Origin of the sequence: Sphingobium lignivorans, assembly GCF_014203955.1 — a bacterium.
Taxonomy (GTDB): domain Bacteria; phylum Pseudomonadota; class Alphaproteobacteria; order Sphingomonadales; family Sphingomonadaceae; genus Sphingobium; species Sphingobium lignivorans.
Map to the genome: position 1 here is coordinate 2,132,047 of NZ_JACHKA010000001.1, position 12,963 is coordinate 2,145,009.

Here is a 12,963-nt window from a genome sequence, read left to right on the forward strand (position 1 = left end):
AGCCGCGTTGACAGGCCCGCCTCCCCCGCCCCATGACCGGCCCCATCCATGAAGCTCGCTTATCTCCTCAACACCTATCCGCTCATCAGCACGACGTTCATCCGGCGTGAGATCGCGGCCATCGAGGCGCTCGACCAGCCCGTCGAGCGCTTCGCCATGCGGCATTGGGATGGCGAGCTGGTCGATCCGCAGGACATCGCGGAGCGCGAGCGGACTCATTATATCCTGACCGGAAGCAACGCCGCCCTCGCACGGGACGTGGCGCTCACCTTGCTCGCCCACCCCCTGCGCACCCTCAGGGCCTTGCCGCTCTGGTGGCGGATATGGCGCAATGCCGGGCGCGAGTTCGTGGCGCATTGCGCTTATCTGATCGAGGCCATGGCTTTCGCCCGCCGTGCCCGCGCGCTCGGCATCGACCATGTGCATGCCCATTTCTCGACCAATGCAGCGACGGTGGCGCTCCTCGCGCACCGCCTGGGCGGGCCGGGCTACAGCTTCACGGTTCACGGACCGGATGAGCTCGTGCCCGGCGAGCCGGCGCGCCTCTCCATCCGCGAGAAAGCGCGCGAAGCAGCCTTCATCGTGGCGATTACCCGCTATTGCCGGGACCGGATCGCGCAGGAAGCGCCGGATGCCGTCGAGAATATCCGCATCGTCCATTGCGGCATCGATCTGGCGGATTTCCCCTATGATCCCGCGCCGCCAGCAAGCAGCCGCGTGATCTGCATCGGTCGGCTTTGCGCCAACAAGGGGCAGGTCCACATCCCGCCCGCCGTCGCACAGGTGATCGGAGAGTTCCCCGATCTCGTCGTGGAATTGATCGGCGGCGGGAGCGATGAAGAAGAGGCGGCAGTACGCACGGCGATCGCCGAACATGGTGTGCACGATCATGTCATTCTCCATGGCTGGGGCACGGGGGGCTATGTCCGCGAACAGCTTCTCGCCGGGAGGGCGATGCTGCTGCCGAGCTATGCGGAGGGTTTGCCGATCGGCATCATGGAGGCGCTCGCCATCGGGCGCCCGGTACTGACGACCACCGTCGCGGGGATTCCCGAGCTGGTGGACAGTGGCTGCGGCTGGATCTTCGCGCCCGGGGACGAAGATGCCATCGCTCAGGCCCTGCGCGGTGTCATGCGTGCGACGTCGCAAGAGCGTGCTACGCTCGGCGCCCAGGGGCGCCGCCGCGTGGAGGATCGTCACGACCTGCACAAGCAGGCCCGGACGTTGCTGGACATGTTTCGTGCCGCCGTGGGCGGCGTAAGGTCAGAGCCCGAAACCCCGGCCGAAAAAGGCTGAAATGTCGAACCAGATCGACCGCGTCTCACCGGTCGCCGGATCGACAGCCTCGATCACGTCATAGGCCTTGCCGCGCTTTGGCGTCATCAAGGACTGGCTTCGCGCTTCGAGGTGAAGCGCTTTCAGAACCGCATATTCCTCGCTCACGGAGCGGACCTTGTAAGCGGTCTCCTGGGAGGCACCGTCGGTCGAGGCGATCAGCTTCGCAATACGCTCCTCGCTCCGCGCGCCTGCGTTGGTCGCAGGCAGCGCGATGAGCGAGACGACGAGCGCGGCCGAAACCAGCCTCGCCGATGGTCGGCCCATCAGGCCGCGTCGCCGGCCTTGCGCTTGGCTTCGGTAAACACCCGCACGGGGTCCTTGCGGCCCTCCACCACGTCCTTGTCCACCACCACTTCCGTCACGCCTTCCATGGTCGGCAAGTCGAACATCGTGTCGAGCAGGATAGCTTCGATGATCGACCGCAGGCCACGCGCACCGGTCTTGCGCTCGATGGCGCGCTGGGCAATCGCGGTCAGCGCGTCATCGGTGAAGGTAAGGTCCACATCCTCCAGTTCGAAGAGCTTGCCATACTGCTTCACCAGCGCATTCTTCGGCTCGGTCAGGATCTGCACGAGCGCGGCAATGTCCAGATCCTCCAGCGTCGCGATGACCGGCAGACGGCCAACGAACTCGGGGATCAAGCCGAACTTGAGCAGATCTTCCGGTTCGCTCTGCTTGAGCAACTCGCCCGTGCGACGCTCCTCGGGAGCGGCGACATGGGCGCCGAAGCCAATGGATTTGCCTTCCAGACGATCGCCGATGATCTTCTCCAGCCCAGCAAAGGCGCCGCCGCAGATGAACAGGATGTTCGTCGTGTCCACCTGCAGGAATTCCTGCTGCGGATGCTTGCGTCCGCCCTGCGGCGGCACGGAAGCGGTCGTGCCTTCCATCAGCTTGAGCAGTGCCTGCTGCACGCCTTCGCCCGACACGTCGCGCGTGATCGAGGGATTCTCGGCCTTACGGCTGATCTTGTCGATCTCGTCGATATAGACGATGCCGCGCTGGGCCTTCTCGACATTATAGTCGCTGGCCTGCAACAGTTTGAGGATGATGTTCTCGACATCCTCGCCGACATAGCCCGCCTCGGTCAGCGTGGTCGCGTCGGCCATGGTGAACGGGACGTCGAAGGTCTTGGCGAGCGTCTGTGCCAGCAGCGTCTTGCCGCAGCCGGTGGGGCCGATCAGCAGGATGTTGGACTTGGCCAGCTCGACGTCGCCCGCCTTGCCGCCATGCTCAAGCCGCTTGTAGTGATTGTGGACCGCGACGGAGAGCACGCGCTTGGCGCGCTTCTGCCCGATCACATAATCATTGAGCACGTCGCAGATCGCCTGCGGCGTGGGCACACCACCTTCCTTCCGGCCGACGAGACCGCCCTTGGTCTCCTCGCGGATGATGTCGTTGCACAGCTCGACGCATTCGTCACAGATGAAAACGGTCGGTCCCGCGATCAGCTTGCGCACCTCGTGCTGCGATTTGCCGCAGAAGGAGCAGTACAGCGTGCTCTTCGAATCCGATCCTGTCAGCTTGGTCATTCAATGCCTTCCTTGGCCCGGCGGGCAAGCCCACATTGCCCGCGCCGGACTATCTGGCCCCAGGGCCATCCTAAACCGGGATCCTGCCACATCACAAGTGTCGATAATATCGCCGATTAGCGTAAATTTGCCGTTGCTCGCCGTGAACTTTGGCTTGCCATGCCAGATGGGCGCGACTCAGTCATATTACAATATGATGATGCAACCCGGCAGCGCTGATCCCTTCCGTTCGCCGCAATCCATGTCCGATGACAGCAGCTTGCCCGGATAGAACGCGCCGATGAAACAGCGCGGCGCGTGAGCGAGCATCATGGATGAGGCGCGCCCACGCCATCCACTTGCTCAGGTCGCGGGTTCGTCAGAACCGACAGGCCGCTTGTCATAGACCTGGTCCACCAGCCCGAACGCCTTGGCTTCGTCAGCTTCCAGGAAGGTATCGCGATCCATCGCGGCTTCGATCTTGTCGAGCGGCTGACCGGTATATTTGACGTAGAGATCATTCAGGCGACGACGAATGCGCAGGATTTCCTTGGCCTGGATCTCGATGTCGGATGCCATGCCCTGCGCGCCGCCCGAGGGCTGGTGAATCATGATTCGCGCATTGGAAAGGGCGAAACGCATGCCTGGCTCGCCGGCCGCCAGCAGGAAGCTGCCCATCGATGCGGCCTGCCCGATGCACACGGTCCCCACCTTGGGGCGAATATACTGCATGGTATCATGGATCGCCATGCCGCTGGTCACCACGCCACCCGGCGAGTTGATGTACATCCAGATGTCCTTCTTCGGATTTTCCGACTCGAGGAACAGGAGCTGGGCGACGATGAGCGACGCCATATGGTCTTCCACCTGGCCGGTCACGAAGATGATCCGCTCCCGCAGCAAGCGCGAATAGATGTCAAAGCTGCGCTCGCCGCGATTCGATTGTTCGATGACGATTGGCACCAGCGCGCCGAGCGGATCAAAGGGAGTGTCGGTCATGATGTTCTTTCTTGATTGGCCGTTGCGGTGCCTACATCGGACGTCTTACCGAAGCCTTCAAGGGCTTTAACCGATCGACGCAGAGCGATCGGTGCTGCCGGTCGTCAGAGGCGCGGCGCGGGGTGAGCGAGATAGGCGAGCCGCTTCATTTCCTGCCGGCCGCGCGTCACCGTATCCAGAATGAGGCCGGTCATCAGATTGAGGCCTGCCACGATGCCAAGGCCGACGATGGCGATCACGGTGGGAAAACGCGGGACCAGCCCGGTCTCGAGATAGGTCAGCACCACCGGAATGCCGAGCACGACTCCCAGCACGGCGAAGATCAGCCCGATCAGCCCGAAGAACCACAGCGGTCGCTCGACGCGGTAAAGCTGGATCATCGTGCGCAGGATCCGCCAGCCATCGCGGAAGGTGCTGAGCTTGGATTGCGAGCCTTCCGGCCGGGCCGCATAAGCGGTCACCACCTCGCCCACCGGCATGCGCAGCTCAAGTGCGTGGACGGACATTTCCGTCTCGATCTCGAACCCTGCCGAGAGCACGGGGAAGCTCTTCACGAAGCGCCGCGAAAACACCCGATAGCCTGAAAGGATATCCGTGAAGCTCCGGCCGAAGAGCTGGCGCAGCAGGCCGGTGAGCAAACGGTTGCCGAGACGATGGCCGAGCCGATAGGCCTCTTCCACTTCGGATCGGCGAGCGCCGACCATCATGTCGAGATTGTCCTCGATCATCGCCGCGATCAGCACGGGCGCCGCGGCTGCCTCATAAGTCGCGTCGCCGTCGGCCATGACATAGATGTCAGCATCGACGTCGGCGAACATGCGGCGCACCACATGGCCCTTGCCCTGCTGGCGCACGCGCCGGACGATCGCCCCCGCCGCCTGCGCGACGGCGATGCTCTCGTCCGAGCTGTTGTTGTCGAAGACGTAGATCGCTGCTCCCGGGAGCGCCCGGGCGAACTGCTCCACGGTGTGGCCGATCGCCGTGGCCTCATTGTAGCAGGGCAGCAGCACGGCGACGCGCAACGTTTCCGGCAAGGCAGGCTCTCCGGAAAGATGCGCGTCGACCATGAGTGTATGCGTCAGCCTTCGGCCTTGGCGGCCTTCTTCTTCGGCGCAGCCTTCTTGGATGCGGGCTTTTCATCCGCATCCGCGGCCTTCTCCGCTGCAGCAGCCTTCTTGGGCGCGGCCTTCTTTACCGGAGCCTTGGTTGCTTCAGCCGGTGCCTCGGCAGCGGCGTCCTCGGCTTCGCCCTTCTTCGCGGCCGGCTTCTTCGCCGCAGCCTTCTTGGCGGGCTTGTGGTCACGATCGTGATCATGTCCGCAATCGGGGCCATGGACGTGGAAATCCGTGTCCTCGCTCTCGATCGCTGCTTCCAGATCCTCACGGGCGACGGCGCGCTCGCTGATCTCAGCCTTGCTGAACAGGAAATCCACGACCTTGTCCTCATAGAGCGGCGCGCGAAGCTGCGCGGCGGCCATGGGCTCGTTCTGGATATACTGCACGAACCGCTCGCGGTCCTGCGGCGAATATTGCTGCGCGGCCTGCCCGATCAGACGGTTCATTTCGGCCTGGGTGATCTCGACACCATTCGCCTGGCCGATTTCGGACAGCAGCAGGCCAAGGCGCACGCGCCGCTCGGCGATCGCGCGATAGTCGTCCTTGTCCTTCTCCATTTCGGCGAGCGCGGCAGCCGGGTCTTCCTCATGGCTCGCTTCATGCTCGAGCTGAGCCCAGATCTGGTTGAACTCGGCCTCGACCATGCCCGGAGGCACTTCGAAATCATGGCCTGCAGCCAGCTGATCCAGCAGGCGGCGCTTCATATAGGTGCGCGTGAGGCCGTTATGCTCCTGCTCGATCTGGCCCTTGAGCAGCTCCTTGAGCTTGTCGATGCTGTCGAGACCAAGCTGCTTGGCGAACTCGTCGTCCGGCGCCTTCTCGCTCGGCAGCTTCACGGCGGTGATGACCAGATCGAACGTCGCGGCCTTGCCGGCGAGATTCTTGGCCTGATAGTCCGCCGGGAAAGTGACCTCGATCGACTTTTCCTCGCCGGTCTTCACGCCGACCAGCTGGTCCTCGAAGCCCGGGATCAGATTGCCCGAACCGATGACGACCGCCATGCCGGAGCCTGTGCCGCCTTCGAATGCGACACCGTCGACCTTGCCGACGAAATCCATGACGACCTGATCGCCATCCTTCGCTTCATGGCCTTCCGGCGCATCTTCGAAGCGCTGGCTCTGCGAAGCGAAGCGGTTCAGCGCCTCGTCCACCTGCTCGTCGCTCACCTCGACAATGAGGCGTTCGAGCTTCAGCCCTTCGATCTGCGGCGTGGGCACGGCCGGCAGCACTTCCAGCGCGACCTTGATCTCGGCATCCTTGCCGACCTCATAATCGTCGCTCAGCTCGACCGAAGGCTGCATCGCGGGACGCAGCTTGTTGTCGGCAATCACCTTGTCGACACCGTCGCGGATCGACTTTTCCAGCGCTTCGCGAGCGAGCGCGGCCCCATGCATCTTGCGGACCAGGTTCGCCGGAACCTTACCGGGGCGGAAGCCGGGCATGCGCACCTGCGGCGCAATCGACTTCACCTCTTCCTCGACGCGGGCATCGATATCCCCCGCCGTCACGGTCAGCGTGTAGGCGCGCTTGAGGCCCTCATTCAATGTCTCGACAATCTGCATATCTCTACTCAACGCTTTCCAAGCTCAGCTAAGAATCTCGTGGGACCAGAACGGGGCGAGAGGCCACACAACTGGTGCGGGCGAAGGGACTCGAACCCCCACATCTTGCGATACCAGAACCTAAATCTGGCGCGTCTACCAGTTTCGCCACGCCCGCATTGGTCGCCGGTCGGCGGGCCATAGTCCAAAGCCTCGAAAAGGGCAATCCCGCTTGCTACCTCTCAAGCCGCAGGAACGTTCGGAAAAGCGATCCGTTCTGAACCATCAGGAAAGGACATCAAAAATGGCCAGCCAGCCGGAAATCCCGCCGCCCGACACGATCAATCCCCAGTCCCCGCCGGAGGCCCCGCCGATGGAGCCGATTCCCGAGCAGCCCTTCAGGGAGCCGCCCGAGATCGTGCCTGATACACCGAATGTGGACGAGCCCGGACAGGGCCCCGACGAACTGCCCGGCATTCCGGCCCCGCCAGACTGAGGAGCGTCAGCCCAGCGCTTTCCTCAGCAGCTCGTTCACCACCTGGGGATTGGCCTTGCCTTGCATGGCCTTCATCGTCTGCCCGACGAAAAAGCCGAAGAGCGCTTCCTTGCCGCCCTTGTACTGCTCGACTTTGTCGGCATTCTCGGCAAGGATTTTCGCCACTACCGCTTCGATCGCACCGGTATCGCTCGTCTGCTTGAGGCCTTTATCCTCGACGATTCTTGCGGGCGCATCACCGGTTTCAAGCATGATCTCGAAGACCTGCTTGGCGATACTGCCCGAAATCGTTCCATCCGCGACGAGAGCCAGCAGCTCGGCGCCCCGTTCCGGGTTCACCGGGCTTTCCTCAAGCGTCTTGCCGAGCCGGTTGAGGGCGCCATAGAGTTCGGAGAGCAGCCAGTTCGCGCTCGCGCGCGCCACCTCGCCCTCACTTTTCTTCTGGATGCGCGCGCTCTCGGCCAGCAGCGCCTCGAACCAGCGGGCCGTTTCCGCCTCCGCCGTCAGCACCTGCGCGTTATAATCCGATAGCCCCAGGCCTTCGACATAACGCTTGCGCTTGGCGTCCGGCAGCTCGGGCAGCGAGTGACGGCAATCCTCCACAAACGCTTCGTCCAGTTCCAGCGGCAGCAGGTCCGGATCCGGGAAATAGCGATAATCGTGGGCATCTTCCTTCGAGCGCATGGACCGCGTCGTGCCGCTGTCCGGATTGAACAGCCGCGTCTCCTGCACGATTCGTCCGCCGCCCTCCAGCACATCGACCTGGCGCTGCGCCTCATATTCGATCGCCTGCATGACGAAACGCACCGAATTGACGTTCTTGGTCTCCGTACGCGTGCCGAATTCATCGCCAGGCTTGCGCACGGAGACGTTCACGTCGGCCCGCATTGAGCCTTCCTCCATGTTGCCGTCGCACGAGCCGACATAGCGCAGGATAGCGCGCAATTTGCGCAGATAAGCGCCGGCCTCGGCGGGCGAGCGCATGTCCGGCCGCGAAACGATTTCCATCAGTGCGACGCCCGAGCGATTGAGATCGACATAGGAGCGCGTCGGGTGCTGGTCGTGCATCAGCTTGCCCGCGTCCTGCTCGACATGGATGCGCTCGATGCCGATATCCTTGTCGGCCGGGATACCGGCTTTCTCGTCCGCCTCGATGGTCAGCTTCCCCTCGCCCACCAGCGGGTGATAGAGCTGGCTGATCTGGTAGCCCTGCGGGAGGTCCGCGTAGAAATAGTTCTTCCGGTCGAAGCGGGACCAGCGGTTGATCTGCGCATCAAGCGCCAGGCCCGTGCGCACCGCCTGCCGGATGCACTCGCGGTTCGGCACGGGAAGCATGCCGGGCATCGCGGCGTCCACGAGGCTGACCTGCGTGTTCGGCTCCGCACCGAAAGCCGTCGCCGCGCCCGAAAAGAGCTTCGCCTGACTGACCACCTGGGCATGAACTTCAAGGCCGATGACGACCTCCCATTCCCCGGTAGCGCCCTGAATGCGATAGTCCTTGCTCACGTCCGTTTCATCCCTCGATCTTGCGCGGCCCCGAATGGCCTCTCTCCCACGCAATTGCAATCGTCCTCTCCGGTGTTAGAGGATGCCCGGAGGTGACGCAGCCCCCGGGGGGAAATCAGGCCGCATGCATTTCTGGGACCAGCTCGACCTGTTCGGCGATCGCACGGCGTTAATCGATTCTAATGGGCGGGAATGGTCTTATCGGGAGATCATTGAAGCCGCCGATTCGATGATGGAGGGGTGGACGGGCCGACATCTCCTGCTGCTGGAGATGGCTAATCGAAGTGATGCCATCATCGCCTATATTGCTGCCCTGCGCGCAGGATGGCCGGTCCTCATCGTCAGTGAAGGCGATGAAGCCGCAGCCACCCGGATCGTGGAGGTCTTCCGGCCCGCCATGCGCTGGCGCGCGAAGGACGGATTTGTGGCCACCGAAGTGAACGGGCCGACTACCGACCTGCATCCCGATCTCGCCGTGCTTCTTTCCACGTCCGGCACGACCGGCAGCACCAAGCTTGTCCGCCTTTCGGCCCGCGCAGTCGATGCCAATGCCCGTTCGATCGGAGATTATCTGGGACTGAGCCCGGACGAGCGAGCCATAACCACATTGCCTCCCAGCTATTCCTACGGGCTTTCCGTACTCAATTCGCACTTGGCTGCGGGCGCGACGCTCGTTCTTAACGATGCCTCTGTGATCGAGGCGTCCTTCCGCGATCTTGTCGACCGGCATAGTGCCACCAGTTTCGCCGGAGTACCCTATACGTACGAATTACTGGAGCGCTCGGGCTTCCTGAACGCGCTGCCTGCTTCCATCCGCACGATGACCCAGGCCGGTGGGCGCATGCCGACAGATCGGGTGGAGCGCGTCGCTGCCCTAGCGCGTGCTCACGGGGCCCGCCTATTGGTGATGTATGGCCAGACCGAAGCTACCGCGCGCATGGCATGGCTGCCTCCCGAACGCTTGCCGGAACTTGCCGGATGCATCGGGCAAGCAATTCCCGGAGGTCGTTTCGACCTCGTCGATCCCGATACCGGCACACCAACCGGAGGCGCGGGGGAGCTGGTCTATTCTGGCCCCAACGTCATGATGGGCTATGGCGAGGAAGCTGGGGATCTGGCGCGCGGACAGGAACTGGAAAGCCTGCGCACTGGCGATCTCGCCGAGGAGGTGGAGCCGGGCATCTTCCGCATCACAGGACGCAAGAACCGCTTCATCAAGATGTTCGGCCTGCGGCTCTCGCTCGACGAAATCGAGCGTGAGGCGGCCAGATTCGGCTATCCCATCGCCGCCACTGGCACGGATGAGCTTCTTGTCCTCGCCAGCGAACACCCCATGCCCGACAACCGCCTCATCAGCAGGATCGCGGAGCGCTATCGCCTGCCCGAAGCCCAGATCGTTCACTGCCCATATGAACGGTTGCCGCGTCTCGCTTCGGGCAAGGTGGATTATCGCACATTAACGCAAGCGGCTAAGCGTTCTGCATCTGCTTCGGAAGCCGGGGCGCAGAGCGACCCGCTAGATGCAGTCCGCGCTGTCTTCCGCCGCTCCTTCCCCACCCGGACGATCGCCGACGACGACAGCTTCCTGAGTCTCGAGGGGGACTCGCTCACCTATATCAATTTCGTGCTGGGCCTCGAAGCGTTGCTCGGGCCGCTTCCCCAAGACTGGCAGATGCTCACCGTCGCGCAACTCGCGACACTTGCGCAGCCCGGCCTGCAGCCGGAGACGATCGTTACCGTCGAGCCGAATGTCTTCGTGCGCGCCGCGGCGCCCATCATGGTGGTGTGCTCGCATGCCGGGATCGATGCGCTGAGTGGCGGCGCGGCGCTGCTGATGATTGCGGCGGGGCAGAGTTTCGGCAAGTTCGGCTATGGTGATCTTGCTGCTGGCCGGCCCGGCAAGGTCCTGCGCAGCTTTCTGCTGAGCGTACTCATCCCCTATTGGCTAATTCTCATCGGCTATCAGGCCACGCGGGGCGGTTTAAACCTGCCGGACATCCTCCTCTTCAACAACTTCGTTCCGCAACGCGGTCCGAAACCATTCGAGACATGGTTCGTCCAGGCCCTTTTCCAGGCGATATTGCTCGTGATCGCCCTTTCGCTCATTCCTTCTGTCCGCAACCTGCTCCGGCAGCGCCCCTCATCCGCAACGCTGGCCTTACTGGTCTTTGCCGCCATGATCGGCCTGGTCCATCGCTTCTTCCTGATGGATGTGCTGTCCAACCATGGCGAAGAAATGACCTATGTCTTCTGGCTATTCGCGCTCGGCCTTGCCGCGCAATTCATAGAAACTCCGCGCGCGCGACTGACCGCTCTTGCGCTGGCCTGCATCATGGCGGTGGCTATCTATGGCGATGATCGCTCGCGCATGGTGAGTGTGGGACTTGGCGCAATCTTCCTGCTTTGGAACCGCCGCATTCCAGTACCGCGTCTGCTGCTGCCGGTACTGACGCTCATCGGTTCGGCAAGCCTGTTCATTTACATGATGCATGGACGAGCGCCGGTAAACAGCATGACCGCCGACTGGCCGATCGATATCATCCGAATAGGCAGCGGTGTCCTGCTCGGCGTCGCGGCCTATCTAGCCTACGACTGGGTCGCGTTGCGCGTGCGCCGCATTCTAAGCGAAAGGCGCGGCCCTCGGATGCGTCCTTCCTAAACGTCCTCTTTAGCCGGTTATCACCACCACTTGTCCGGCCGCGCGACGAAGCCGGCGCGCTCTTCCAGCGCGAGCCCCGCGTTCAGGACCGCCTGCTCGTCGAAAGCCGGGCCGATGATCTGGAGGCCAAGCGGCAACCCATCCTTGCTGAGGCCGCCGGGCACGGACATGCCGGGCAGCCCTGCCAGCGATGCCGGCACCGCGAACACGTCGTTGAGGTACATCGACAGCGGATCGGCCGTCTTGTCGCCCAGCGCGAAAGCGGCGCTCGGTGCGGTCGGGGCGAGGATGACATCGCAGCGCTCGAACGCCTGCGCGAAATCGCGTGCGATCAGCGCCCGCACCTTCTGGGCCTGCGTATAATAAGCATCGTAGAAGCCTGCCGAGAGCACATAGGTGCCGATGATGATGCGGCGCTTCACTTCCGGGCCGAAGCCGGCGGCGCGGGTCGCGGCGTACATCTCCTGCAGGTTCGCGCCATCGGGCAGTTCGCGCAGACCGTAGCGCACGCCATCGTAGCGCGCGAGGTTGGAGGAGGCTTCCGCCGGCGCAATGATGTAGTAGGCCGGCAAGGCATATTTGCTGTGCGGAAGGGAGACCTCGACGATCTCCGCGCCAGCGTCCTTGAGCCAGGCGATGCCATCGTCCCACACCCGCGCGACATCGGCATCAAGGCCTTCGACCCGATACTCCTTCGGGATACCGACCCTCTTGCCGTTCAGATCGCCGGACAATCCCGCTTCCCACTGGGGCACAGGCAAATCGAGCGATGTCGCGTCGCGCGCATCGAAGCCGGCCATGTTCTCCAGCATGATAGCGCAATCGCGGACCGTGCGGGCCATCGGACCGGCCTGATCGAGCGAGCTGGCAAAGGCGATGATGCCCCAGCGCGAGCAGCGACCATAAGTGGGCTTGATGCCGGAAATGCCGGTGAAGGCCGCAGGCTGACGGATCGATCCGCCGGTGTCCGTGCCGGTCGCCGCCGGGCAAAGCCGCGCGGAAACCGCAGCCGAGCTGCCACCCGAGGAGCCGCCGGGAGCCAGCGGCGCATTGTCGCCGCCGCCCCGCCGCCAGGGTGAGATCACATTGCCGAAATAGCTCGTCTCGTTGGACGAGCCCATGGCGAACTGATCGAGATTGAGCTTGCCGAGCATGCCCGCGCCCGCATCCCACAGCTTCTGCGAGACCGCCGATTCATAAGTCGGCTGGAAGCCTTCCAGCATATGACTGGCAGCCGTGGTCTGCACACCCTGCGTACAGAACAGGTCCTTCATGCCGATGGGAACGCCCGAGAGCGGCTTCAGCGTGCCTGCCGCGCGATCGCTGTCCGCCTTATCGGCAGCGGCGAGCACATGATCCGGTGTCTCGACGATGAAGGCGTTCAGGGCCTTGGCAGCAGCGACATTCGCATTGAACGCCTCGGCAACCTCGCGCGCGGAGAAAGTGCCGGCACGGAAGCCGTCACGGATTTCCGCGACGGTGAGATCGGTAAGGTCCGCCATTATTCGATCACCTTGGGTACGGCGAAGAAGCCGTGCTCGGCCTGCGGCGCGTTGGCCAGCACCTTGTCGCGCACATTGCCATCGCTCACGACATCGTCGCGCAGGCGCAGCGTGTTGGGAATGACGGCCGTCATCGGCTCGACGCCCGTCACGTCCACTTCCCCCAGCTGCTCCACCCAGTGGAGGATGCCATTGAGTTCGGGCACCAGCGCCTCGGCTTCGTCCTCGCTCACGGCGAGCCGCGCCAGGCTGGCGATCTTCTTCACGGTTGTCAGGTCAACGCTCATGCCGGCGCG

At 63.4% G+C, this 12,963-nt stretch carries 11 protein-coding genes and 1 tRNA gene; 3 read left to right on the plus strand and 9 right to left on the minus strand.

Features of this window, described 5'->3' with window-relative positions:
• Positions 1 to 48 precede the first annotated feature (48 nt).
• Positions 49 to 1,296 carry a glycosyltransferase family 4 protein gene (locus tag HNP60_RS09850; RefSeq protein ID WP_184153111.1) on the plus strand — a complete coding sequence of 416 codons (1,248 nt, stop codon included), beginning with the start codon at positions 49 to 51 and terminating at the stop codon, positions 1,294 to 1,296.
• Here the strand turns inward: HNP60_RS09850 and HNP60_RS09855 are convergent.
• The 6 genes from HNP60_RS09855 to HNP60_RS09880 form a co-directional block, all read right to left on the minus strand.
• Complete coding sequence (locus HNP60_RS09855) at positions 1,264 to 1,602, minus strand: DUF4919 domain-containing protein (protein ID WP_184153114.1); 339 nt, start codon at positions 1,600 to 1,602, stop codon at positions 1,264 to 1,266. The genes HNP60_RS09850 and HNP60_RS09855 overlap by 33 nt on opposite strands.
• A complete protein-coding gene (gene clpX / locus HNP60_RS09860; protein WP_184153117.1) occupies positions 1,602 to 2,870 on the minus strand; it encodes an ATP-dependent Clp protease ATP-binding subunit ClpX in 1,269 nt (422 codons plus the stop codon). Before clpX ends, HNP60_RS09855 begins: the two co-directional genes overlap by 1 nt.
• A gap of 342 nt (positions 2,871 to 3,212) precedes the next feature.
• Positions 3,213 to 3,848, minus strand: a complete 636-nt coding sequence (gene clpP, locus HNP60_RS09865; protein ID WP_014076371.1) for an ATP-dependent Clp endopeptidase proteolytic subunit ClpP — start codon at positions 3,846 to 3,848, stop codon at positions 3,213 to 3,215.
• A gap of 104 nt (positions 3,849 to 3,952) precedes the next feature.
• The gene (locus HNP60_RS09870; protein ID WP_184153120.1) at positions 3,953 to 4,915 is read right to left on the minus strand and encodes a glycosyltransferase family 2 protein; all 963 of its coding nucleotides are present in this window, start codon (positions 4,913 to 4,915) and stop codon (positions 3,953 to 3,955) included.
• An 11-nt stretch (positions 4,916 to 4,926) separates the two neighbouring features.
• Entirely contained in the window at positions 4,927 to 6,525 is a 1,599-nt protein-coding gene (gene tig / locus HNP60_RS09875) for a trigger factor (protein ID WP_184153123.1), read from the minus strand.
• 72 nt (positions 6,526 to 6,597) lie between these two features.
• Positions 6,598 to 6,682 (minus strand) — tRNA-Leu (locus tag HNP60_RS09880).
• A gap of 126 nt (positions 6,683 to 6,808) precedes the next feature.
• Here HNP60_RS09880 and HNP60_RS09885 point away from each other — a divergent pair.
• Complete coding sequence (locus HNP60_RS09885; RefSeq protein ID WP_014076374.1) at positions 6,809 to 7,000, plus strand: hypothetical protein; 192 nt, start codon at positions 6,809 to 6,811, stop codon at positions 6,998 to 7,000.
• 6 nt (positions 7,001 to 7,006) lie between these two features.
• Here the strand turns inward: HNP60_RS09885 and gatB are convergent, their stop codons facing one another.
• Positions 7,007 to 8,506 carry an Asp-tRNA(Asn)/Glu-tRNA(Gln) amidotransferase subunit GatB gene (gene gatB / locus HNP60_RS09890; RefSeq protein WP_184153126.1) on the minus strand — a complete coding sequence of 500 codons (1,500 nt, stop codon included), beginning with the start codon at positions 8,504 to 8,506 and terminating at the stop codon, positions 7,007 to 7,009.
• Between the two features lie 124 nt (positions 8,507 to 8,630).
• On the opposite strand from gatB, the gene HNP60_RS09895 reads away from it, so the two are divergent.
• A complete protein-coding gene (locus HNP60_RS09895) occupies positions 8,631 to 11,165 on the plus strand; it encodes an AMP-binding protein (RefSeq protein WP_184153129.1) in 2,535 nt (844 codons plus the stop codon).
• A 20-nt stretch (positions 11,166 to 11,185) separates the two neighbouring features.
• On the opposite strand, the gene gatA is transcribed toward HNP60_RS09895, so the two are convergent.
• The gene (gatA, locus tag HNP60_RS09900; protein ID WP_184153132.1) at positions 11,186 to 12,667 is read right to left on the minus strand and encodes an Asp-tRNA(Asn)/Glu-tRNA(Gln) amidotransferase subunit GatA; all 1,482 of its coding nucleotides are present in this window, start codon (positions 12,665 to 12,667) and stop codon (positions 11,186 to 11,188) included.
• Positions 12,667 to 12,954 (minus strand): Asp-tRNA(Asn)/Glu-tRNA(Gln) amidotransferase subunit GatC, encoded by a 288-nt coding sequence (gatC, locus tag HNP60_RS09905; RefSeq protein ID WP_014076378.1) that lies wholly within the window; start codon positions 12,952 to 12,954, stop codon positions 12,667 to 12,669. Before gatC ends, gatA begins: the two co-directional genes overlap by 1 nt.
• Positions 12,955 to 12,963: the final 9 nt, after the last annotated feature.